At 37.0% G+C, this 23906-nt stretch carries 21 protein-coding genes and 1 pseudogene; 17 read left to right on the top strand and 5 right to left on the bottom strand.

The window, feature by feature from the left end:
- The first annotated feature begins 38 nt into the window (after positions 1-38).
- On the top strand, positions 39-761 hold the full coding sequence (locus tag FS608_RS27390) for a CBS domain-containing protein (RefSeq protein ID WP_144555704.1): 723 nt from the start codon (positions 39-41) through the stop codon (positions 759-761).
- Positions 762-813: 52 nt separating this feature from the next.
- Here the strand turns inward: FS608_RS27390 and FS608_RS27385 are convergent, their stop codons facing one another.
- On the bottom strand, positions 814-1542 hold the full coding sequence (locus tag FS608_RS27385) for a hypothetical protein (protein WP_144555703.1): 729 nt from the start codon (positions 1540-1542) through the stop codon (positions 814-816).
- Between the two features lie 150 nt (positions 1543-1692).
- Between FS608_RS27385 and FS608_RS27380 the strand changes: the two genes are divergently transcribed.
- Positions 1693-4710, top strand: a complete 3018-nt coding sequence (locus FS608_RS27380) for a PD-(D/E)XK nuclease family protein (protein ID WP_144555702.1) — start codon at positions 1693-1695, stop codon at positions 4708-4710.
- Positions 4703-7906 carry a UvrD-helicase domain-containing protein gene (locus tag FS608_RS27375; protein WP_144555701.1) on the top strand — a complete coding sequence of 1068 codons (3204 nt, stop codon included), beginning with the start codon at positions 4703-4705 and terminating at the stop codon, positions 7904-7906. The genes FS608_RS27380 and FS608_RS27375 overlap by 8 nt, the downstream gene beginning before the upstream one ends.
- A 64-nt stretch (positions 7907-7970) precedes the next feature.
- Here FS608_RS27375 and FS608_RS27370 read toward each other — a convergent pair whose 3' ends face one another.
- Positions 7971-8444: an SRPBCC family protein gene (locus tag FS608_RS27370; protein WP_144555700.1), complete on the bottom strand. Its 474-nt coding sequence runs from the start codon at positions 8442-8444 to the stop codon at positions 7971-7973.
- Between the two features lie 182 nt (positions 8445-8626).
- On the opposite strand from FS608_RS27370, the gene FS608_RS27365 reads away from it, so the two are divergent.
- Both FS608_RS27365 and FS608_RS30995 read left to right on the top strand, forming a co-directional pair.
- Positions 8627-9349 carry a DsbA family oxidoreductase gene (locus FS608_RS27365; RefSeq protein ID WP_144555699.1) on the top strand — a complete coding sequence of 241 codons (723 nt, stop codon included), beginning with the start codon at positions 8627-8629 and terminating at the stop codon, positions 9347-9349.
- A gap of 121 nt (positions 9350-9470) precedes the next feature.
- Positions 9471-9746 (top strand): hypothetical protein, encoded by a 276-nt coding sequence (locus tag FS608_RS30995; RefSeq protein ID WP_144555697.1) that lies wholly within the window; start codon positions 9471-9473, stop codon positions 9744-9746.
- Positions 9747-9760: 14 nt separating this feature from the next.
- Here the strand turns inward: FS608_RS30995 and FS608_RS31865 are convergent.
- Positions 9761-9835: pseudogene (locus FS608_RS31865) on the bottom strand (CotG/ExsB N-terminal domain-containing protein); the annotation flags it as partial.
- A gap of 205 nt (positions 9836-10040) precedes the next feature.
- Here FS608_RS31865 and FS608_RS27355 point away from each other — a divergent pair.
- Together FS608_RS27355 and FS608_RS27350 are read left to right on the top strand one after the other, a co-directional pair.
- Positions 10041-11132, top strand: coding sequence for a CotH kinase family protein (locus FS608_RS27355; RefSeq protein WP_144555696.1), 1092 nt, complete (start codon positions 10041-10043; stop codon positions 11130-11132).
- Positions 11133-11371: 239 nt separating this feature from the next.
- Positions 11372-12277, top strand: coding sequence for an N-acetylmuramoyl-L-alanine amidase family protein (locus tag FS608_RS27350; protein WP_144555695.1), 906 nt, complete (start codon positions 11372-11374; stop codon positions 12275-12277).
- 61 nt (positions 12278-12338) lie between these two features.
- Here FS608_RS27350 and FS608_RS27345 read toward each other — a convergent pair whose 3' ends face one another.
- Both FS608_RS27345 and FS608_RS27340 read right to left on the bottom strand, forming a co-directional pair.
- Positions 12339-12713 (bottom strand): hypothetical protein, encoded by a 375-nt coding sequence (locus FS608_RS27345; protein ID WP_144555694.1) that lies wholly within the window; start codon positions 12711-12713, stop codon positions 12339-12341.
- Between the two features lie 303 nt (positions 12714-13016).
- Positions 13017-13814, bottom strand: a complete 798-nt coding sequence (locus FS608_RS27340; protein WP_222127416.1) for an ABC transporter permease subunit — start codon at positions 13812-13814, stop codon at positions 13017-13019.
- Between the two features lie 172 nt (positions 13815-13986).
- Here FS608_RS27340 and FS608_RS30990 point away from each other — a divergent pair, with 172 nt between their 5' ends.
- From FS608_RS30990 to FS608_RS27295, 10 genes are all read left to right on the top strand, one after another.
- Entirely contained in the window at positions 13987-14244 is a 258-nt protein-coding gene (locus FS608_RS30990; protein WP_144555690.1) for a hypothetical protein, read from the top strand.
- A 169-nt stretch (positions 14245-14413) separates the two neighbouring features.
- Positions 14414-14971: an ABC transporter permease subunit gene (locus FS608_RS27330; RefSeq protein WP_144555688.1), complete on the top strand. Its 558-nt coding sequence runs from the start codon at positions 14414-14416 to the stop codon at positions 14969-14971.
- A 56-nt stretch (positions 14972-15027) separates the two neighbouring features.
- Complete coding sequence (locus FS608_RS30590) at positions 15028-15195, top strand: hypothetical protein (RefSeq protein WP_186328917.1); 168 nt, start codon at positions 15028-15030, stop codon at positions 15193-15195.
- Positions 15196-15362: 167 nt separating this feature from the next.
- The gene (locus tag FS608_RS27325) at positions 15363-17483 is read left to right on the top strand and encodes a sensor domain-containing protein (protein ID WP_222127415.1); all 2121 of its coding nucleotides are present in this window, start codon (positions 15363-15365) and stop codon (positions 17481-17483) included.
- Positions 17484-17673: 190 nt separating this feature from the next.
- A complete protein-coding gene (locus FS608_RS27320) occupies positions 17674-18330 on the top strand; it encodes a PIG-L deacetylase family protein (protein ID WP_144555684.1) in 657 nt (218 codons plus the stop codon).
- Positions 18327-19628, top strand: coding sequence for a glycosyltransferase family 4 protein (locus tag FS608_RS27315; protein WP_144555683.1), 1302 nt, complete (start codon positions 18327-18329; stop codon positions 19626-19628). The genes FS608_RS27320 and FS608_RS27315 overlap by 4 nt, the downstream gene beginning before the upstream one ends.
- 15 nt (positions 19629-19643) lie before the next feature.
- Positions 19644-20822: a carboxylate--amine ligase gene (locus FS608_RS27310; protein WP_144555682.1), complete on the top strand. Its 1179-nt coding sequence runs from the start codon at positions 19644-19646 to the stop codon at positions 20820-20822.
- A gap of 31 nt (positions 20823-20853) precedes the next feature.
- Positions 20854-21927, top strand: a complete 1074-nt coding sequence (locus FS608_RS27305) for a phosphotransferase (RefSeq protein WP_186328916.1) — start codon at positions 20854-20856, stop codon at positions 21925-21927.
- Positions 21928-22026: 99 nt separating this feature from the next.
- Positions 22027-22953: an NAD-dependent epimerase/dehydratase family protein gene (locus FS608_RS27300; RefSeq protein WP_144555680.1), complete on the top strand. Its 927-nt coding sequence runs from the start codon at positions 22027-22029 to the stop codon at positions 22951-22953.
- Positions 22954-22971: 18 nt separating this feature from the next.
- Positions 22972-23538 carry a kinase gene (locus FS608_RS27295; RefSeq protein WP_144555679.1) on the top strand — a complete coding sequence of 189 codons (567 nt, stop codon included), beginning with the start codon at positions 22972-22974 and terminating at the stop codon, positions 23536-23538.
- The last annotated feature ends 368 nt before the right edge of the window (positions 23539-23906 follow it).

Raw genomic sequence — 23906 nt, 5'->3', positions numbered from 1 at the left:
TAATGATAAAGAGTTATTCTATGGGAGAGCAAAAGAATATGAATAAAAAACAAGGACAACTTCTTTCTGAACGTTTTGAAGTAGCTTTTAACCAAGTACACGATGCATTGCGGGATATCGTTCAAATAAATGATGATAGATTCGTCGTCCTCGTGAAGGTTGGCGCCAAAAAATATCAAATGATTGAAACGTATAAAAAAGACTTAGAGCAATATGCTCGGCTTCGGAACGCCATTGTGCACGAGAAAATGGAAATTGGCTTTTATATTGCAGAGCCTAACGCAAAGGTTGTTTCTCATATTGAAAAAATTGCTAATGTGTTTAACAGTCCTAATTATGCACTGTCGATTGCAACGAAGAAAGTGGTGTTCTTTGATTATCACGATAGTATCTTAAAGGTAACCACCGCAATTAAACAGTACGGTTATTCTAAATTTCCAGTTTATAAAAACAAAAAATGTATGGGCTTACTTACATCGAGTTCGATTGTAAAATGGATGGCGCAAAATATGGAAAGCGGTCTTGTCAATCTTGCCAACATCCATGTATCAGATATCATGAATTATGAGAAAGAATACCCAATCGAAATCGTCTCAAAAGAGATTAATATTTTTGAGGTTGAAAATATTTTTGAAAAAGCACATAAGAAGAAGCGGAAAATTGAAGCAGTCATCATCACCGAAAATGGGAAGTTTGATGAGGCTCCCCTTGGGATGATCACTCCATGGGATCTAATTCAAATCGATTACACGGTAGAATGAGAAAAGGAGCATCCTTATGGTATGCTCCCTTTTTATCTAATTGATTTTTAGTTTAAAATTCAAACTCGCTTAATTGATCCATATGTGAGGCAATCATTGCGATAATCGTTGATGCTTCTTCTTTGCTAAAAATGAAATGAGACTCATCTTTGATTAATTCATCGTCAGTGGTCCAGATCCGGTTGACACGTTTTAAGACACCGTCGCCAGTGGCTTGAACCAATCCAAATTGATAAGTTACTTCCACCTCATCCTCGTGTTTAAAAGCCGTTACCTCCGGTGTAGACCAATCAACATCAATTTCCTCAAAAATGTCGTCACTGTTCACTTGTTCGGCTTCGTAATATTCTTCCTCATCATCCACATAGACGGTTTCTACCCCATCATCATCTTCCTCCTCATCATAGACTTCGGAAGTCTGAAGATAGACCCCATCATCTGTATAGTGGTCATCGCCGTTCATGTAATCATGTAAACTGGCGTGAACTTCCTCGACAATGTCTTCTATGTCTGAAAGGATGACCTTCGCCGTATGTCCGGTGTCAACATCGAAGGTATCGATGTAAAATTCCTCATTTTGAGGATCAAAGAACAATGAGCAGAAATAATCACGCTCTAGTTCCTCGGTATCAACATCTGCGGTATCGACATAAAACTCAATCCTCGGATGTTTGGCAGCTCTCTCAATTGTCATTTGACCAACCTGATCATATTCTTCACAAATAGATTCCAGGTGTTCTTGAAGTTCTCCACATACTCTGTCAAACCATTCTAACGACATCAAACATCCCATCCTTTCAATGTTAATCGAGGTTATTATTACCAAATATGAAGAATATATGTGTTTTCTTATAACAAAAAGGAATAACAAACATGAAACTCGAACAGAGTGAGTATGTAGATTTATTATATAAAGTAATTGGAGGATCCCATGCAATCATTAATAAAGGAACTAAAGGAAATATGTCAAAAAGTACCCTTAAAAGAAAAAATCGTCATCGTTGATTCCCATTCGATCGGGGAACAAATCAATGTGGCTTTCGTTAAACAAGGACACCAAGCCATTAATCTCAAGTATCAAACAGTGAATGACTTAGTCCAAATCTTAGTCGAGTTGAATTCGGAAAAGCCGCAACATAGTTTAGACCATACCGTTGGAGTACATTTTACATACAATCTTCTAAATGAGTTGAAGAAACAAGATAAACTTCGTTACTTTGCCGGAATGGAAATCACGCCAGCCTTTAGTCATGCTATTTATTCAACCATTCAATCATTACGGTTAGCTGGCTATACAAAGGATACTTTGAAAAAGGAAGCATTTATTAATCCAGACAAAGCAGAGGATCTATTTCAAATCCTTACTAAATATGAAGATATTTTGATTAGTCAGCAAATTACCGACAAAGCAGAACTGATACATAAGGCACTTAAATCGGCTCAAATCGATGAGAAGAGAGTGTTTATCTTACAATCAGGTCTGAACTTATCATACCTAGAAGAAAAATTCCTGAGTAAAATTATCCCTGAGGCTGTTTATAAGCTGCCGCTTTCTCCTGTATTGGGTATCCATACCCCTGAGCGGTCAAGCCTCCGTTCCTTTTCTTGGGGAAACCCTTCACCGTTAAGTTATATTTATCAACAGGAAGATGCAAGCAGCGCATCAAACTTAGAACTTTTTACTGCTAAAACAGAAGAAATGGAAGTTAAACAAATTTTAGAAAAGCTCAAAATGGCAAAAATCCCACTCGATGAAAGTGTGGTTTTCTATACCAAATCTGATTCATACATAACCCAGTTTTACCACCTGTCCCAAAAGATGGATCTGCCCATTACTTTTGGTGAAGGCCTGCCGATTTCATTCAGCCGGCCGGGAAGGCTAGTTTCTGGATTAATCGCGTGGATGCAGTCCAACTATAGTGTCTCAGCCTTTCTTGATTTATTGAATGAGGGCTTGATTATAATGGGTAAAGGCGTTTCCTTTATTGAGGGAGGATTTGTTGGCCTTGATGAAGTGGTGATGTCTAATTCAAAATTAACCAGAGTCCTCAGGGACCTTCAAATTGGGTGGTCACAAGATCGCTATCTTAAACTGCTCAGTGGGGAATTGAACCGGCGCAGTGATCAGTTACTCGAACACGAACATGATGATGACCATGATTATTATGAGAATCAAGCAAAAGATATTTTCTGGATTTGGGCGTGTTTTCAAGAAATTTTCAAGAATCTCCCACCATTAGAGACAACGATGGACTATAAAAAATGTTTAACCGGTATCGCGTTTTTACTTAAATATAATGCTAAAACCGGATCAGCTCTTGATGAAATAGCAAAATCAGCTCTATTGGATGAAATTAAAAAGCTGCTCCCCTATGCAGACGAATCGTTATCAAGCTATGATCTATTTGAAAAAATAAAAGACCTGCTATTATCCGTTCGTATCAATACATCACGGCCAAAACCTGGCCACCTTCATGTTACATCTTATAAAAATGGTATTTATAATAGCCGGTCAAATGTCTTTTTCGTTGGTCTTGATAACAAGAAGTTTCCAGGGAATATGAGTGAAGATCCACTATTACTTGATACAGAACGTTTACAGTTAGGGAATGGCCTGCCACTACTCCGAGAAAAGGGTCAAGAAAATCTGTATACGATGTCACAAGTTCTTGCTAATTCAAATGGGCATGTCACGGTCAGTTACTGCAATTTTAATATGAACGATAATCGGGTCGTTAACCCCGCATTTATTGTTTTGCAATGTTATCGGCTAATCACTGGCAATAAAGATGCAGAATTTAAAGCATTAAAGACACTGCCTTCATCTATCATCGCGAGTGATATTTTTGAAGATAAAGATTATTGGAATGAAAAATTAACCAATGATGATTCGCAGCAGCTTAATGATGGGATTCTTAACCATTTTTCAAATATTAAACAGGGAATCGCAGCGGAAACTGCACGAAATACGGAAAATTTCTCAGAATATGATGGATTGATTCAAATTGATACCGAAATGTATGACCCACGCCTCAATCAAGAGAAAACGCTGAGTGCAGGCAAACTTGAAACACTCGCCAAGTGTCCGTATTCCTATTTTTTAAGAGAAGTGCTAAAGGTTAGGCCGGTAGAGGACGTTTCCTATGATGCAAACAAATGGCTGGACGCAGCTACACGTGGAAGTTTGCTTCACAGTATTTTTGAATCATTTTATAAAAAAATAACAGAGGATTCTACCAAGCCTTCTTATGCTAAGCACTTAGGCCTTATTGTAAAGATTGCTCAAAACTTAATTGATGAACAAAAGGAAGTGCTCCCGCCTCCGAATGAGAGAGTCTATCAACGTGAGCGGAATGACATCCTAGCTTGTTGTGATATTTTTCTAAAAGAAGAAGAGCTTCATGCTGAAAATTATGATCCGCTTCATTTCGAATATTCATTTGGGATTGGCGAACAGGAACCAGCGCTTATTACTCTTCCCTCTGGGGAAATACGAATAGCTGGGATCATTGACCGTGTCGATCAAACCAAGGATGGCAAATATCACATCATTGATTATAAAACCGGGAGCACCTATGGGTATGCGAAAAATGGTGCCTTCAAAGGCGGCCGCCAACTTCAGCACATGATTTATGCATTGGCAATTGAACAACATCTAAATCTCGGTGAGGGTGCTGTCGAAGAAAGTTCCTATTATTTTCCAACTCAAAAAGGTTTAGCACAAAGATTTACGAGGAAGCAGGACAAGACGCTTCGAACCAATGGCATGGATATTTTGGAAAAACTAAACGAAGCGGTGAGTCATGGTCATTTTGAGATGACTGATGATGTCAATGATTGCAAATTCTGTGAATATAAGCTGGTGTGCCGCCGTCATTTTTATGATAAAGATACCCTTGAAATAAAACAGTCCAATCAGAATCTAAAGGGGGTTAGAGCCTATGACTAAGGAAATTCGCGATCAAGCAGCCCGGGATAAAATTAAATCACAACTCAGCACGAATTTCTTAGTCGAAGCTGGGGCGGGTTCAGGTAAAACCACAAGCTTAGTCGAGCGGATGGTTAACCTTATTTATACGGGAACTGCAGAAATTCAGGAAATAGTTGCGATTACGTTTACTCGGAAAGCAGCCGATGAGTTAAAGGTCCGTTTTCAAGCGAAATTAGAAGAAGCATGGAAAAAAGAAAAGAATCTTGAAATCCAATTTCGTCTAGGGGAAGCACTGCAAAATATAGAACGCTGCTTTTTAGGGACGGTCCACGCATTTTGTGCGAAATTGTTGCGTGAGCGCCCAATTGAAGCGAATCTAGATTTAACCTTTAAGGAGCTTGAAGAAGCCGATGATCTCGAGATTTTAGAAGAGGCCTGGCAGCGTCATTTACAAACCTTAATGGATGAAAAACCACATTCAATGGAAATCATCGAAGAATTAGGGATTACTGTGGACAACCTTTTCCCTTGGTTAAAAGGGTTAAAGGAATATTCTGATGTGGACTGGATAACCGAAACACTCCCGAAACCTGAACTTAATATCGATTATCATTCTTTCATGCTCTTAATCAAGGAAGCAAAAAGATGCGTTCCGGAGGAGGAGCCTCCAAAGGGATATGATAGCTTACAGAAAGCGATTTTAACAGCTGTTCAAAAGGAAAGATTCATTGACCCTTCGAAGGAAAAGGACATTATTAGCATTTTCGAATTTTTTAATAAGAATTTAAAGCCTACCTATAATCGCTGGTTCTCCAAAGAAGATGCAAAATTTTATGAAGAGAAAATTTCATCCGTATTTGAAGTAACAATTAAACCACTTATCCAGGCATGGAAAGAATATTGCCATCCAAAAATTATTAGTTTCTTAGAAGAGGCCGTAAAGACTTATGTGCAATTGAAGAAAGAGAGATCCCTTCTAAATTTTCAAGATTTAATGATGTATACTTCAAAGTTGCTAAAAGGGAATCCTGAGGTTCGAGCCTATTTCCAAGCGAAATATCGGTACTTACTCGTGGATGAGTTTCAGGACACTGATCCAATTCAGGCAGAGATTATGTTTTATTTAACGTGTGAAGACATCCATGAAGAAACATGGACAAATTGCAAACCGAAAATTGGCTCACTCTTTGTGGTAGGCGATCCAAAACAAGCCATTTACCGTTTTCGCCGTGCTGATATTGACACCTATAATCGCGTCAAGCAGTTACTCGAGGAACATGGCGGCGAAGTGCTGCAATTGACGACTAATTTCCGGACAGTTGACACGGTAACCAGTGAATTAAATATGGTGTTTAAACGGCATTTACCTGAGGTAGAATCAGATTACCAAGCGGCATACCGGCCGTTAGTTTCCTTTTACGAGGACCAGGGCACTGGGTTTACTGGTGTAAAGCGTTTATCCGTTCCTGCCAATTATAAAAAGAAGGAAGATGTTATATTAATCGATGCAGAAAACATCGCCTTAACCATTCAAACCCTAATAGGGAAGGGACATCAAGCCAAGGACTTCATGGTGCTAACGAGGTATACAGATGGAGTAGCAGCCTATGCGAAAACGATCGAGGATATGGGCATTCCAGTCAGTATCAGTGGTGAAGTAATTCTTGGTGAAACGAGAGAGTTCCAAGATTTATGGATCTTGCTAACATCCTTCTTGGACCCAACAGATGAGGTAAGCTTGATTGCCGTGTTACGGGGGATTTTCTTCGGAATCAGTGACCAAGATTTATACCAATGGAAACAAGCAAATGGCCGATTTTCCATTTTTGCTAATATTCCTACGGAAATTTCGCCGGAATTACAAGCTAAATTTGAAATCGTTTTAGAAAAATTACAATTTTATCAAAAGCTAATTCGTTCGCTTTCGCCAACAGCAGCGATTGAAAAAATCATCGAAGAAGTTGGCTTTTATCCATTACTTTTGAAAAATGGCCGCAACATACGAACTTATAAAAGTCTGCTCCAAATACTAGAAGCCCTTCGTAAACAGGAGGCTGCTGGAAAAACAACCTATAAACAAGTCCTCGAAGTACTGACAGAGATGATTTTTGAAAAAACAGTTGTGGCTAATCTTGAAGAAGAGGCGGATGCTGTTCGGATTATGAATATTCATAAAGCAAAAGGCCTCGAGGCGCCTATTGTCTTTTTGGCACATCCCGCTAAGACAGTCAGTCCTGAATCCTTTTTATCACAGCATATTAAACGGGAAGATCATACATCAAAAGGGTATTTTTCTTTTACAGTGAAGAATGGTTTTGCGGATAAAGAAGTTGCGATTCCACCCCAATGGGTTATGCATAAGTCAGAGGAATTAATGTACCTTACCGAAGAGGAGCTGAGGATTATTTATGTTGCAGCGACTCGTGCGGAAAAAGCCCTTATCATCAGTTCCCACAATGGGAATAAGAAAAATCCTTGGAACATCCTTTTTGAAATGGAAAACATCGAAGAGATGGAAATCGCGGAAGTAGAGGCTTTTAGGATTCCTTCCATACCAAACGAGATTACCATCACCGAATTTCAGGCCAAAACCATTAGTAAAAACGCTTGGCTGGACCAAAGCAGGGAAAAAACCTTTGAACATTGGTCGCCAACAAAGGATAAAGATTTTTCTGAGTTAATTACCATTGAACGAGAATCTGGCGGCGGCAAAAATTGGGGCACGCTGATTCATGATATATTTGAAAAAGCAGTTCAAGGTCATGACATTTCTAAATATATTAAGGTCGGTTTAAGCAAATATAAGCTTCCAATCGAAAGGGAAAAAGAAGTAAACACCTACCTGGAAAAATTTCGACATTCACCGCTCTGGGATGAATTGGTGAAAGCTGAGGAAGTAATGACAGAAGTGCCGTTTACATTAAAAGTGGAAAGAGGGCATCCTCTTTATTCGTTAATCACTACTCACCCTGAGGATAAGCATCCCTTCTATGTGAAGGGAATGATTGATCTCACCTATAAAACGAATGGCACATGGACTATTGTTGATTATAAAACAGACCGAGCTAAACAAATAGAAGATTATGAAAAACTCCAGGCATTCTATCGCAGTCAACTATCCTTCTATAAGCATGCCTGGGAGGAGTTAACTGGAGAAATAGTAACGGGCAATTTTCTTTATTTCTTGGAGCCCAACAAAATAATAGCTAATTGATTAGATAAATTCCACAGGTCTCAAACTTGTGGAATTTCTTTTGTAAAAATAGTCTTTAACCAGGCTATCTTATAAGTACATTGCTATTTTTATATTCTTCTTCAGCTACTTTTTTTACTCTCTCACAAAATTGAACGACAATTTTGTCGCTTGCTAAGAATAAAAATAACTTTAGGAAGGCTTTTAGTGGCTTATTTGTACAGGTGTATTTAAAAAGAGTTTTTTGCTTAGTGATGGCGTTTAATTCATACTTAGCGGTGATCTCAAACATTTTGGCAAGCGTAAAACCTACTTTTAATTTCTTCTGATCTGGAGTATTTTGATATTCTAATGTTTCAACATCATACTCTTCGACACGTTTGCCTTCTCGATATTTCTGCCGATAGATGCTTCCAACACCTTCATTTGTCACTTTTACAGGTTGATGATCGACTACTTGTGGCATTATTCTTTGCAATTCCTCTAATGAACCATTTAATAATCCCCAAACGATATCAATGGGAGCATGGATTTCAATTTCCTTTGACCACTCTTTCAACCAACATCACCTCGAGGTATTTTTTGATTAGTTTTATAATAATTCTCTTTTTAATAAGAAATATCCTTTTACTTTACCTTGTTTTCAGGTAAAATCAACCAATTTTTCATTGAGCACTTTGGATTGGTTTTCATCCGCCTTGTGTTACTATATTTATTATCAGAATAAAAAGAGGTGTCGACATGAAAATTGAAGTTTGGTCTGATTATGTATGTCCATTTTGTTATATAGGAAAACGCCGATTAGAAATGGCACTTGATCAATTTCCACATAAGGATCAAGTGGAAGTTGAATTCAAAAGCTTTGAGCTTGATCCAAATTCGCCTAAGAATATCGGACAAAATATTCATGAAGTTTTGGCTGGAAAATATGGAATGAGTGTTGATCAAGCGAAACAAGCAAATCAAGGAGTTGGGCAGCAGGCGACCACTGTTGGCTTAACATTTAATTTTGATGAAATGAAGCCGACTAATACATTTGATGCCCACCGTTTGGCTAAATATGCAGAAACACAAGGTAAAGAAGCTCTTGTCTCTGAAAAACTTCTTCGTGCTTATTTTACTGAATCGAAGCATATTGGGGAAATAGATACACTAGCTGACATTGCAGAAGCATCAGGATTGGATCGTCAAGAAGTTTTAAATGTCCTAAATGATAAAAATGCCTTTGCGGCAGATGTCCGTCAGGATGAATCCCTTGCCCAGCAGTATGGTGTTCGCGGGGTACCATACTTTGTCATTAATCAAAAGTATGCAATTTCAGGTGCCCAACCGACAGAGACCTTTATGGGAGCGTTGCAAAAAGTCTGGGAAGAAGAGTCTCCGGTTCCAGTCCTTCAAGATCTTTCAACAGAGGAAGATGTTAGTTGTGCGGATGGGAATTGTGTTATTCCTGAGAAAAAGTAGAGGTTTATTCATAAGGATGGGAAAGGAAGACAAGTTTCCTTTCCCATTTTTATTAAAAAAAACTTATTAGCGGTTGCGGACTCTCAAATTCCACATGTTGCCGTCCTTCCAACAACGATTGATGATAGTATTACATCTTGAACCTCGACGCCATCCTGTCCATCTGCATCTAGAAGTTCTTCTTCTTGAAGTACATCTTCTGGAAGTATTTCTTCTCGAAGTATTTCGGCTGGATGTATTCCGGTTTCTCGAAGTATTTCGGCTGGATGTATTCTGGTTTCTCGAAGTGTTACGATTTCTTGATGTATTACGTCTTGATGTGTTCATCCGGGAAGTCATTTGCTGTCTGGATGTTCTCCGTCTCGATGTTCTTCTGCGTGTAGTGCGACGGTCTTGACTAGGATCACGGAACATAAAGTCCCAAAAGCCGCCTCGTCTTACTTCATCTGCGGCTCTTTGAATATCTTCAGCTGAAAAATCGCTCATAGTAACTTAGCACCTCCTTTAAGCTTGAAAAGGGAGCACATAACTAATTGACAAATTTGTCCAAGAAACTCACTCTTCTTCTACTAAATTACGTGTGTACAGGTACATTTGAGTGAGAAAAAGGCCTATGAACGAAAAAAAAGCTGTCCAAAAGGGACCTCTTTCCTTCAATTCTCATACGATTATAGGAAGGAGGAATAGAAAAATGGACCAGACAGCACTACTACCGCAATACAAACTATTTATTAGACCAATCGACCTGCGGGAGCTGAAAAGGGATATTTGGATTGATGACCCAATTCCAGCCCAGTTAACGATTGAAGGGAAACGGCTCGATATCGATATTGCCTATCGAGGATCTCATATCCGTGATTTATCGAAAAAGTCTTACCAGGTTTCCTTCTATAAACCGAAAACATTCAGAGGTTCCAAACATATTCATCTGAATGCAGAATTTAAGGATCCTTCATTAATCAGAAACAAACTGTCATTTGATTTCTTTGCGGAGATTGGTGTGTTATCACCAGAATCGCGTCATATCTTTCTGATTCAAAATGCAAGAGCAGAAGGGGTCTATTTGGAAATTGAGAGTGTTGATCAGAATTTCTTAACAAGAAGGGACCTGCCAAAGGGGAGCATTTTTTATGCTGTGGATGGGGATGCCAACTTTTCACTGATGAGTGATCTGGACAAAGAAACTAAAAGATCCCTCCGATTGGGCTATGAAAGAAAAGTTGGTACGCCAGAAGATGATTATTACCTACAGGAATTTATCTATAACATTAATACGTTCTCAAAAAGTGAATTTGAAAAGGAGATTCATAAGTTTGTAGATATTGATAAATATCTCCGCTGGGTGGCTGGTGTTATCTTTACATCAAATTATGATGGTTTTGTTCATAACTATGCTCTTTATAGGAATAGTGAAACACGCCTTTTTGAAATCATACCGTGGGACTATGATGCGACCTGGGGCCGAGATGTCAATGGAAAAATGATGGAGTCTGATTATGTTCCGTATGATGGCTTTAATACATTAACGGCGCGATTATTATATGTAGATACATTTCGTAAGCACTATCAACGGCTCCTTAAGGAGATAATGGAGCAGCAATTTACAGTAGGACATATGATTCCGAAGGCGGAAAAACTGACACAATTGATTCGTCCGTATGTCCTTCAGGATCCATATAAAAAACAAGATATAGATATATTCGACCAGGAATTATCGGTCATCACGAAATATATCGAGGATAGAAGAGAATACTTATCCAGGAAATTAGCAGCGCAAAATTGAAATGTCCAGAGAAAAAGGAGCCATCTATTTACTAGGTGGTTATTTTATTTGGTTTGAAATAGGAAAAGTAGGATTTCATAAAGATTTGTCGAAATTTTAAACTATCTGTTATTTTTGGGGGTTATTCTCAATTTAATGTTATTAATGATGGCTCGGACCCATAGTATGTTAACACATTAAATATTGTTGGAAAATTACAATGTGAATTTGATCAAAAGCCGAAAGGAGTTTCTGAAATAATGTCAAAGACAGCTAAGATAGGAATCACGATCATAATCCTTCTAGCAGTGATTCCTGTGTATTTTATCTTCAATCAACCAGAAGAGGGAGGAAAAGACCAATCAACGAAGAATGTGATGTTGGAACAAAAAGTTGCTAAAACAGTAGGGACAGAAAGCCAAAATGGCCCAGCATCAGAATTAACTGAAGAACCTGTAAAACAGGAAATTAGTAAAGAAGATCAAGAAACAACGAAAACCCCAGTCGAAGAAGAAAAAGAAGTAGTGCAAAATGACTTCATAGTGGTCATTGATCCAGGACATCAACGACGGGCTAACCTGGGACAGGAGCCTGTAGGACCTGGTGCGTTAGAGACCAAAATTAAAGTAACGGGTGGAACGGCTGGAGTTGCTACAGGGAAGCCAGAGTACAAATTAACGTTAGAGGCCTCAGTAATTTTAGGCAAATTACTTAAAAAAAGAGGAGTAAAAGTTATTTACACCCGAACAACCCATGATGTGAATATGAGTAACAAAGAAAGAGCCGAAATCGCTAATCAAAATCACGCCGACTTATTTGTGCGGATTCATGCGGATGGGTCGACCAATCGAAATGTTAAAGGTCTTTCTGTCTTAACCCCTTCTGAGGATGATCAATTTACAAAAGCTATTTATCAAGAAAGTCTAAAGGCTTCACAGCTTATACTTGATGAAACTAAAAAAAATCCAGCTGTAAAAGTAAATGGGATCTCGTATCGCGGGGACCTATCAGGCTTTAATTGGTCGAAAGTGCCTAGTACGTTAATTGAAATGGGCTTTATGAGCAATCCTAGTGAAGACAAGAACCTGTCCGACACTGCCTATCTTACCAACTTACTCACCAGCATTTCCAATGGAATTATAAACTACTCAAACAGTACTAAATAGTTGTTAGTAAAAGGGTGTCAGCCACTATTTGTGATTGACACCCTTTTTTTTGCTTTTTGGTTCAATCTCGATGTAAGGTGAAGTCAGCTTCAGTTAAAGTCACTTTCTTAAGGTCTTTGACGGAGTGTTTCTTTTTGGCATTTTTCTTTTTTATAGAGGTTCCTAACGGATTAATGTCCATGGAAGATTCAAGTTCATTCTTTATCATATTAATGATAAAAATGACAATAAAGTAGCAAATAAATGGCACGAGGACTATATGGGGGGCGCGAAAAAACTCATAAATGTTTTGCCCCACTAAGCCTGCCCATTCTTTTGAATTTGAGTTTGGAATCTCTAGACCATGTACTTCCGTCTTCGACACACTACCAATGTAAATTTGAAAGACCCCTAGATACATAATGAGAACTAACGAACTGAGTAATTGCTGGACCAACATTAACACTCCATATGATTTTATATATGGTTTAAATTGTGTTTTTAAAACATGATAATGACTCCCGCCCATTAAGTAGGAACTAAGGATGAATGATTTTCCTTTTTTATTTCTTCAAGAATTCCCGAAGTCGTAAGTAAAACGGAAGGAATACCAATGATAACAAGGATTATTATTTGATAGAGCAAAATACCATAAATAGCATCATCGATAACCAAAGATAGTTTTTTTATATGTAAACCATTTCATAGACTTGTAGTTTCCTTTCTTTTTTGGAGAATAATTACGATACTGGCCAACCCATTAATGATGAGTAATGGAATGGCGAAAAGGAGGAGTCCAACCACAAATACTACAACTCTCAGCGCTATAACCATCAATATTTAACAAATGCTCCACTATAAATACATTAGAGAGCATAAACCAAATAATGGTTTTTAAATGGAGAATTATTAATGGAACAATATTCCAGAGAATATGCCTGAAATAGATAGTCCTTAAAGGAAGCCCTTTTGCGCGTGCTAATAGAACATAATCCTGAAGCGCTTCGTTCATGAATTCTTTTAATAAGTGCTGAATTAAAAAAAGCGTAGGAAGAAAAACGATGATTAAGATTGGCACGAAATATGGTCTTGATTCAGCTCCACCATATAATTGAAAAATATTTAGGTCGAAAGTTCGATACAAGTAAATGACAAAATATTGCAGTAGAAAGACTACCAACAAGTCAGGTGCTGTGGTTGTAAAATTAATAAAATTACTGAACCGGTTTCGAATGTTAAGCGGAAGGAGCATGATACTTGTAGCAATAAGCAATCCTAGGAGGATAACAATTAGTAAAGAGATAGATAAGATCGTCATTGTATAAAAATACTTCTCCATTCCAGGCCCTTTTAAATAATTCACTATGAAGGGATATTCATCAATATGGGTAAACCAAGTGATGTTGCTTATTACATATTCCTTGAAAAAACTAAATTTAATCTCAATTTTATTTTGATAAGGGTTAAAAGTTAATAAGATTGGGATATTAACCACTATCACAAACCCTAATAAACTGGCGATTAACCTTACTGGAAGATAAAAGATTCGTTTAATCATCATCCTCATTCCCTTCAACACGCAATTTTAATTTCCAATTAGGTTTTTCCTTATACTTCCCATATTTTTGACGTAAATGGAATTAAAAGGTTACTATAATTATTGATAATTAGAAAAGTTTTGAATAAAAATCACTCTGGTGTCAGGCACCATTCTATAAAAAAATCCGTGAATGATTGAAACATTCTCAAATGAGATGGTTCTTCGTAATATTACCGAAGGAATGTTTGGGACTTCGAAGACAATACTCTGGTCAATGCTGTCCACTTTATTAGTCATAGATTACTTGTTTAATATGAATGGCTTGCTTCGGATGATGTTAACCGGTTTGGATCCATTTTTTATGGGCTGTTTGTTAATATTTGTTCCCCTTTTTTTGGTGTTCCGGATTTATGAATGGATTAGTTTCGAGAACAGAAAGGAAATTTAATAAGATGTATCTTTGGCAGCGACCGGTATGGATACGATTTGGGACATATAATGGTAGAGGGGGCAAAATGGACGATTGGTATAACTATCATGATAGCCATATTCCGGCTTCTATTATCGATTGTATTAGGTTCCTTTTTATACTCCTATAACAAACGATATACAAAGGCGTGAAAACTTTATTTGAACCTTTTTCAGTCGTACTGCAAACCATTATTGCATACTTTATCTTGTACAGTGTTTTATGGATGCCGCTTGATGGTTTTCATATCCCTTTTTGGAAACGTGCTTTATTTGAAACTTTCATTCTTGCAATGATTGCTATACCTAATTTGAGTCTTCAGGTGGCCAATGAAATGAAGCTAATCGAGAAGGAATCATTTATCGAAGCTTCAAGAACACTGGGTGCGGGTAAAACCCGGATCTTCCTAAAACATAATGTCCCGCATGTCTATGAAAAATGGATTTTATTATTTGGGCAGCAATTTATTCAATCCTTACAGCTGCTTGCCCATCTTGGATTTATGAAGCTTTTTTTGGGGGGAACGCATTATCCTGATGATGATACACCGCCACGAACGATTTCTTATGAATGGTCCGGTGTTATTGGCGGAGATATCAGTTATCTTTATACACAATCATGGATTGTTCTCGTACCAATTGTCTTCTTTATTATTACTGCCATTTTGTGTTGCTTTAATCAATTCTTCTGTCGCAGAATTTTTTAAAAATAAGGCAGTAAATCAAGCCAGAAAAATAAATGGAACTTAGAGGTGAAGAAGAAATGCTGCGGAAAGTGATCATGGTTACAGATGATGAAGAAAGTGTAAAAAATGCAATAAGAGAAATCTTAAAATCGAAAAATAAAGGGCATGAATACGCGCTTGACCTAACAAGAATAAGGGATAAAGAACGAAAAACAGAAATTATGAAAAAGTTAACGAGATTCTGAAGAGCCGTTATCCTAGTATAAAAATTTTAAGTTTTAGAGAGCATATGCATAATGCATATGTTTCTTTGTGTCCTTCGAATAGGATGAAATGGAACTGAACCACAATTTCCGGAGGGTTGTCCTGCATGCGGGAAATTTTCTTTCATTATGCTATATACATATTTGTAGTGTTAGCAAGTAGTACTTTGATTATTTTTTGGATCACTGCCAAGTTTTTTCGAAAAGTTTCTAAGCAAACAGAGCAACTTCAACGGAATGAACAGTATTACAAATCATTATTTGAACATAATCCAGACATCATCATCACTTTTGATTTAGATGGGAATTTTTTGAATGCAAATAAAGCTGTGTCCGTATTTGGATATACAGTAGAAGAACTAATACACAAGTCATTTGTGCCGTTGATAGTCCCAGAAGATGTTGAACAAACCATGCATCATTTCCGTAAAGCCATATCTGGAGTGGTTTCAACATACGAGTGTGCCATTTTTGATAAAGAAGGAAACCAAAAAGAGATCCAAGCAACAAATATTCCTATTTATGAAAAAAATAAAATTATTGGCATCTACGGAATTATAAAAGATATTACTGAGCATAAAAATGCACAAAAAAACTTGATGGAAGCAGAAGCAAAATACAGAAGTTTAGTTGAAAATTCTTTAGTAGGAGTCTATGTTTTTCAAAATGATAAATTAGTTTATGTTAATCCAAGAATATGTGAGATGACAGGTTATAGTGAGCAAGAATTCTTGACTTTGAACCTATCGGAAATCATCTTTTCTGAAGACCTTCCTGTTATGACTGCAAATTTAATGAAACTAATGACCAAGGAAGAGAGTACCATTACATTCCCATATCGGATCATTCGAAAAGATAAAAGTATTGTGGCTCTAGAAGTTTATGGTTCCACTATTGAATACCACGGGAAAACAGCCATCATCGGAACTGTTATTGACATAACTGAAAGATTAAAAACAGAAAATATGATCAAGCATATGGCTTATCATGATCAATTAACAGGACTACCGAACAGGTACTTATTAATGGAGAAACTGGACGATTTAGTAAAAAATTCAAATGGCTATCAAGAAAATTTTGCATTGCTATTTTTCGATTTGGATCGTTTTAAAGCTGTCAATGATTCGTTTGGGCATGAAACTGGTGACAAAATCCTTATAGAAGTCGCAAATAAGCTTAAAGGGTTTGTGAGCGAAAACGATATCATTTCAAGATATGGCGGTGATGAATTCACCATTCTGCTTTCCAATTCTAATGGTCAAAGGGCACGTGAAGTCGCTCAATCTATCTTAAAGAGTTTATCTAATCCATTTTATCATGGTCATAAGGAGATATTTGTTACCCCGAGTATTGGAATTAGTGTCTTTCCCGAACATGGTGAAACCTTCGACACGCTAATAAAAAAGGCTGACTTAGCCATGTATTTTGCCAAAAGCCTGGGGAAAAACAATTATCAATTTTTTACAGATGATTTAGAAGAAAAGACTCATTATGAATTAGAATTAGAAAGTCATCTGCGTAAAGCAGTAGAAAGAAACGAATTTTTATTATATTACCAGCCTCAAATAAATATTGAAACCGGTCAATTAATTGGAGCAGAGGCATTAATTCGTTGGAAGCACCCTGAAAAGGGATTAGTTTCCCCCGCTGATTTTATTCCTGTTGCAGAAGAAACCGGATTGATTATTCCAATTGGTGAGTGGGCTATCCGTACGGCTTGCGAGCAAAATAAGCAATGGCAGGAATACGGTTTACCACCCATAACGGTTGCTGTTAACATCTCTGCAAGACAATTTTTTCAATCTAATTTACCTGATGTCGTACGCAGAGTTTTACTAGAAACCAAACTTGAACCGAAGTACTTAGAAATTGAAATCACCGAAAGTATGACGATGGATGTTGAATCCGCAATCACAACACTTAAGGAACTCAAAAAAATTGGTGTTTTGATTAGTATTGATGACTTTGGTACAGGGTATAGCTCGCTCAATTATCTCAAGAACTTTCCCATTGATAAGTTAAAAATTGATCAGTCTTTTATCCGGGAATGCACAAGTGATGTCAACGACCAAACCATAATCAAGACCGTTATTCTAATGGCTCATTTATTGAAACTTCAAGTGATTGCAGAGGGTGTTGAAACAAAAGACCAAGCTGACTTTTTACTAAAACATAGGTGTATAGAAGCGCAAGGTTATTATTTTAGTAAACCGTTACCAGTGGAGGAGTTTGAAGAAAACGTAAATCGAAGAATAAAAAAAACTAACTGAATAAAACACATATGAACATATGCGAGATGCATATGTTTTTTTATCTTTAGTTAGCTAGGGGGTTAAGTAAACAGTCAAAACTTCCACTAATCAGCCTATTTTTCATATTTATCCCTATTGTCCATATCGACTTTTTCTTCTTGTCATATAATTACAAGAAAACTATTTTAACTGGAGTTGAGGTGTTCTAATGAGTGAGAATGTGTTAGTGATTGCCGCTCATCCTGATGATGAGATTCTTGGGAGCGGAGGAACCATTAAGAAGTTAATTAATAATGGCTATAAAGTCATTACTGTGATTGCTGCTAAGGGGCGGAAGGAAGAGGAGCATCATATACAACAATTTATGCTGAAGGCAAATAAACACTTAGGAGTAGATGAGGTTCTATTTCTGGAATTCCCAAATTTATTAATGGAAACAATCCCGCTTGTTGAAATTAACAAATCGATTGAGAACCTGCTGGAAAAGTATACTCCTGCCATGATATTCACCCATCATTATGGTGATACCAACCGTGACCACCAAATATTGTGTCAGGCCGTTTTAACTGCTGCTCGTCCATTGCCGGGAAGAAAGCCGGTTGAGATACTTTGCTTTGAAACCGTTTCTTCAAGTGAATGGAGCCAGCATACAAACGACAAAGAATTCAAACCCAATTATTTTGTGGATATTACGGATACCATTGAAGATAAAATCAAATCTCTTCAATATTATGATATAGAAATGAGACCATTCCCACATCCGCGTTCCTATGACGGTGTGAGATATTTGGCACGTGTTAGAGGAATGACGGTGGGCGTCGAATACGGGGAAGCTTTTGAGATTATTAGGAGGGTATGGAAATGACAGATTATCCTCAAATTGACCCCCCTTTTTTACCGACCCTTTTTCCTTATTTAATCTCTGCAATGGATCAATATTATGGGGTCGAGCAATCATTTGAACAAGAACAAATAATAAATAGGAAACAATACCATTCAACAAATATTCAAAACAAAAAATTGAGGATATTAATCACCACATTTTGGGAATTCCCAATGATCGGAGGCTTGCAGCACTATATCAATACCCTTAAAAACGGCTTGGAAAATTTAGGGCATAGTGTCGATATTATAGCATTAAACTCTTTTCCGTCAGATGAAATGAAGGCATTACGCGATCGTTATTCTGAGGAATTCAAGCAATTTTTTCTCAATCGTTATGGCAGCTTTAATGAAAAAATTCTACACAATATCAGCAAATTATCCAGTTATTATACGATGCTAAAAAGTTTTGATCTGTCTCAATACGATATTATCCACCCACAAGATCGATACACAGCCAATGTACTAGGAATCTTAAACCAAACTTTTCAAAAGCCTCTTCTTTTTACACCTCACGGATTTATGACCCAAAACAGACTAAAGTTTAACTTAATTGAAAAAGGATCGGTTGAGGAAATCTATTTTTGGGCCATTGACAGACAAGCCATAATAAATGCTAATCAAGTGATCGTCCTTTGCGATATCTTTCGCCCAATTCTAGGAAATTTAGGTACAGTGGATAATAAAATAACCACTGTTCATACAGGGATTGATTTTGGTGTTGGGGATTTTCAGAAGAAAAGCAGGAAAAAAACGGTCATAACTTGTATCGCACGCCTTCGTCCTCGGAAAGGCCATAAGTATTTATTTAAAGCTTTGGCTCTATTAAAAGACGAGATGAAAAATGTAGAAGTGCGGATTGTCGGCGATGGTGAAATGAGAAAGAAACTTGAAAAACAGGTTAGTGAATTGAGATTAAAAAATGTTTCCTTTTTAGGGAGTAGAAAAGACATACCAAAATTGCTAAGTGAATCAGACATTTTTGTTCTCCCAACCACAAGTGATACGCTGCCAATTTCTATTATTGAAGCAATGTTTAGCAATCAGGCAATTCTTACAACCAATTGTGGCGGCATCCCGGAGATTATTAAAGATAGCTACTCAGGATTTATCGTTGAACCGGCTAACTACAAGCAACTTGCAGACAAGTTATTGCTTCTCTTACAAAAAAAATCATTAAGGGAAGAATTAGCACGAAATGCCTATGAATTTGCACAACAAAATTTAACCGTTAATAAAATGGTTCGGAAAATTGAAGAAGTTTATCAATCATTATTATGAAAGGAGGAAAAAAGCATGCGGCATGATGTTCCTGCTGTTGTTCTTGATTTAAGTGCGACCGGAATCGGAATTGTGAGGAGTTTAGCGAAAAAAGGAATAAAAGTATATGCCTTTGATACAAGAGGTAAATATGAAATTGGTAAAACTCGGTTTGCCGACTGTGGAATTTGTCCAAATCCAGTGAGTGAGGGAGCTGCTTTAATACTTTTTCTTACGAGACTGGCACAAAGAATTGGACAAAAGCCAGTGTTGTATGCGGGTTCTGATGACTTTGTTCAGTTTATTTCAAAAAACAGATTTGTTCTTTCACACTACTATAGGTTTCTATTACCAAAACACACACTAGTCGAAGCGGTATTGGATAAAAGACTAACATACGAATTGGCCCAGAAGTCAAATGTGCCATGCCCAAAAACATTCGCTATTAATAACGAAGAACAGTTCGAGGAAATTATTGAGCAAGTTACCTTTCCTTGCATATTAAAACCAGTTTACTCCTCTCATTTTCGCACAAATATCGATCATAGACTCTATAAAAAAGCAATCGTTGTTGAAGAGCCTTCTAAACTGAGAGAAGAGTACCTCTTTTATCGCCCATTCGGTGAACTAATGATCCAAGAAGTCATCCCTGGTAATGAGGATTGCATTTATTCTGTGAAAACATTTTTTGATGAAAATATGAATTTAGTTGGCTTGTGGATGAATCAAAAATTACATCAATTTCCCCCCCATTTTGGATCGACAGCACTTGCCCTTAGTATGAGGGACGAAGAAGTCATTCAACTCGCTACGACATTTTTAAAAGATATTCAATTCAAAGGCTTAGCTATTGCCGAATTTAAACGGGACCCCAGAGATGGGAAGTTGAAATTTATTGAAATTAATTCAAGAATTGGTTTAACTCAAGCGTTATCAATTGCTTGTGGGGTTAATTTGGCTCACTTGTATTATTTATCCCTTACAGGGCAAAATCCCTCACCAGTGACAGAACAGGAAGAAGGGGTCAAATGGGTTTACTTTGTCCGTGATTTTCTTTCCTTTCGCCAAAAACAAAAAAAAGGCGAAATGAAATTCTTTGAGTGGATAAAGAGTTTATCTGGAAAAAAAGTTGAGGCTCTGTTTGCTTGGAATGACCCACTTCCATTTGTTAGAAGTTTTGTTTCCCATATGAAAAATTTATGGGGAAGACAATAATAAATAATAAATGAAGGAGAGAACTTTCTATTTGAATAGTTTAGAAGAAGTTTTAAGTTGTTGGAAAAAATATGATTGGGAAGAGAAGCTAAAAAAAGTCCTTAATAAAAAAGTAAAATTAGTAGATGAAAAAATTGAATGCCTCAAAAATACTCGCGAAAAGACAAGTATTTGGAAGTTGATTCTATCAGATGGGCAGGAGTTCATTCCCATCGTGCTTAAAATATACAAACAGCCGCTGAAAGAAAATCATCGGTTGGAAATCAGTATGTATCAAAATGCCTATAACATCTATCACGAATTTATGCCGCAATTGTATTGGCTGGAACCGAACGTTAATGGCAATGAAACATGGATGTTTACTGAATGTTTGCAGCCGTTACGCGGACAAATAAAATTAGCTCCAAAACATTTGGAACAAATTATCCCCACGGTGGCAAAATTTCATGCCATAACATTTAATAAACGATTTTTGCAGCATGCAGATCTATTTGATTCCTCTCTTCCCTATTTTGATTCTGAGGAAAAGGTAAAGGAACGGACGAAAGGAATCAAAAAGGCACAGGAAAACCTGGATCGGGCAATGAAAGATCCTAACTTAAAAGAATTGGTAGCACCAAGGTATAAAATAATCAAAAAAATATTAAAAAATGGGCCCAATTTTTTTCCGGAAATTACTGAAACCGGACAATGTCTCATCCATGGCGATCTCCATGTCCATAATATTTGCTGTGAAAATGCCAATGATGATGTGAAGAATTGGAAAGTTACTTTGATTGATTGGGAGTCTGCTAAGCATTATCCATGCTGGTATGATTTGGTCGTTCTGGTCGAATTATTAATAGATTTTCGCTCTGATTGGCAGCAGAGTGAAGAACAGATTCGAAGCAAATGCGTGCAAGTTTATTGTCAAGAAATGTTGAAATATGGAATAACTTTTAATGAAAATCCTCTAAATCTTCTTAAAAAGGCCTATTTACAGAGAACGCTTGAAAAGAAGCTCTCTAGTCATTTACAAAAGGTGTTGGATGGAGGTAAGAGCACACTCCTCAAGAGATATCTCGAGAAAATAGAAGTTTGGGGAAAAGAACTGGGATTATATTAGTCAAAGTCTAAATAAGGATTTATACATGAAAGGAGATTGTTGAATGGAAAAGATTAGACGATCATCTTTTAATTTAATAAAAGAGAGTAGTGAGTCTAGATGAAGGTGCTCGTTACTGGGGGAGCTGGATTTATTGGTTCACATGTTGTCGATTTATTAATTCAATCCGGTCATGAACCGATCGTAGTAGATAATTTACGGTCTGGTAATAGAAAATTTGTCCCTCCCAACGTTCGATTCATTAAAATGGACATCACTTCGCCCAAAATAGATGCTGTTTTTGCAAGAGAAAAACCGGATGTGGTGATCCATTTGGCGGCACAAGTAGATGTTGCCTCCTCGATAAAAAATCCAGTCGAGGATGCTAACCAAAATATTCTGGGAACGATTCGTTTGCTAGCCTGCTCACAAAAGTTTAATGTTAAAAAATTCATTTTTTCTTCGTCTTGTGCTGTTTATGGGGAAAAAGATGATTGTAGTATAAAGGAAACATTCCCCGTTCAGCCTCTGTCCTTTTATGGAATTAGCAAATATTCTTCAGAACTATACATTCAGGCCTTTCATCAACTTTTTAAACTTCCTTACACGATTCTTAGATATGCGAATGTTTATGGACCACGCCAATCTTCTATTGGAGAAGGCGGGGTCATCTCGATCTTTTTGAAGAAAGTGCTTAATGGTGAAGCCCCGCATATATTAGGAGACGGAGAACAAACAAGAGATTTTGTGTACGTGAAAGATGTCGCGCGTGCCAATGTATTGTCGATTGAAAAGGGGACAAATGGTATTTTCAATATCGGCACTAATTCTAAGACAAGCATTAAACAACTATTTCAAATAATTAATTCACTAACTAATAGTAATCTATCACCTATCCTTATGCCAGAACGCGAAGGGGATATTCGTTATAGTCGATTGAATAATACCAATGCTGTGAATCTTTTGGCGTGGAAACCTGAGTTTGATTTGCATACAGGATTAAATGAAACATTAAACTATTATAAAAGGATATTGAAGGACAAATGAAATAAAAGGAGATTAGAAATGAATGATTTTGATAAAATAGCAGCCAAAAATAAGGGTAATATAACATTACAAGATTTGAACGGTTTTACAATGCTTGGGAAAGGTGCAGATGGGTCCGTCTTTCAATTGTCACCTGAAAAGTGTGTCAAAGTATATGTTAATGAAGACAATCAAAAAAAGGAGTTAAATGCTCTACAAATAGGACAATCAAGTTCCGTTATCCCCCGTCTCTATGAATATGGGTCCAATTATATTGTAATGGAATTGGTGAATGGAGGTAATCTAAAAGCCTACTTAAAAAAGGAGAAGCAACTACCCAAACTAATCGCAATGAAGATATTATTCATGCTAGCAGAATTAAAAAAGATTGGTTTTGCTAGACTTGACACCGAGGTTCGCCACATTTTTTTTAATGAGCTGGGAGAAATTAAAGTAATCGATCACAAGAGGGCAATGACTACTGTAAGGTCTGTCCCGACAAAACTATTCACTGGATTAAAAAAACTTGGCTATTTAGATGAGTTTTTAAGACATGTGAAGGAGTTAAACCCATCCTTATATGAGGAATGGAAAAAGATAAAATAAAAATAAAAGGACATAAGGGCTGTTGTGGTTTGCGAATCACAGCCCTTTTTAGTTAATTGGGAAAATTTATCATTGAACTTTGAGTAACCTACATGGTACTATAAGTAAGTTCTTTTCGGGCAGATAAACATCTTTTTAATTTTTAAAATAGATGTTGACTTGTTTGTGAGAATTATAGTATAATATTTTTTGTCGCTTCTTACCGAGGTGAATTTGTTCTTTGAAAACTAAACAAACAAAATCGTGCAAACAAGCAATAACAATCATGTATCTACTATATATGAAGAACATGAGCCAACGTAACTTTTATGAGCTAATCAACTTTCTTGGAGAGTTTGATCCTGGCTCAGGACGAACGCTGGCGGCGT

The organism is Bacillus sp. X1(2014), from assembly GCF_007678255.1.
Note: the sequence above shows the minus strand (reverse complement) of the source record. Positions and strands in the feature narration are given on the sequence as shown.

Bases quoted from the DNA above. Each gene is read 5' to 3' on its own strand.
- FS608_RS27310 (WP_144555682.1), top strand. From the start codon at position 19,644: ATGCGGCATGATGTTCCTGCTGTTGTTCTTGATTTAAGTGCGACCGGA.
- FS608_RS27300 (WP_144555680.1), top strand. From the start codon at position 22,027: ATGAAGGTGCTCGTTACTGGGGGAGCTGGATTTATTGGTTCACATGTT.
- FS608_RS30995 (WP_144555697.1), top strand. From the start codon at position 9,471: ATGATAGTATTACATCTTGAACCTCGACGCCATCCTGTCCATCTGCAT.
- FS608_RS27315 (WP_144555683.1), top strand. From the start codon at position 18,327: ATGACAGATTATCCTCAAATTGACCCCCCTTTTTTACCGACCCTTTTT.
- FS608_RS30990 (WP_144555690.1), top strand. From the start codon at position 13,987: ATGATTGAAACATTCTCAAATGAGATGGTTCTTCGTAATATTACCGAA.
- FS608_RS27340 (WP_222127416.1), bottom strand. From the start codon at position 13,814: ATGATTAAACGAATCTTTTATCTTCCAGTAAGGTTAATCGCCAGTTTA.
- FS608_RS27350 (WP_144555695.1), top strand. From the start codon at position 11,372: ATGTCAAAGACAGCTAAGATAGGAATCACGATCATAATCCTTCTAGCA.
- FS608_RS27385 (WP_144555703.1), bottom strand. From the start codon at position 1,542: ATGTCGTTAGAATGGTTTGACAGAGTATGTGGAGAACTTCAAGAACAC.
- FS608_RS27355 (WP_144555696.1), top strand. From the start codon at position 10,041: ATGGACCAGACAGCACTACTACCGCAATACAAACTATTTATTAGACCA.
- FS608_RS27375 (WP_144555701.1), top strand. From the start codon at position 4,703: ATGACTAAGGAAATTCGCGATCAAGCAGCCCGGGATAAAATTAAATCA.
- FS608_RS27390 (WP_144555704.1), top strand. From the start codon at position 39: ATGAATAAAAAACAAGGACAACTTCTTTCTGAACGTTTTGAAGTAGCT.
- FS608_RS27365 (WP_144555699.1), top strand. From the start codon at position 8,627: ATGAAAATTGAAGTTTGGTCTGATTATGTATGTCCATTTTGTTATATA.
- FS608_RS27295 (WP_144555679.1), top strand. From the start codon at position 22,972: ATGAATGATTTTGATAAAATAGCAGCCAAAAATAAGGGTAATATAACA.
- FS608_RS27320 (WP_144555684.1), top strand. From the start codon at position 17,674: ATGAGTGAGAATGTGTTAGTGATTGCCGCTCATCCTGATGATGAGATT.
- FS608_RS30590 (WP_186328917.1), top strand. From the start codon at position 15,028: ATGCTGCGGAAAGTGATCATGGTTACAGATGATGAAGAAAGTGTAAAA.
- FS608_RS27380 (WP_144555702.1), top strand. From the start codon at position 1,693: ATGCAATCATTAATAAAGGAACTAAAGGAAATATGTCAAAAAGTACCC.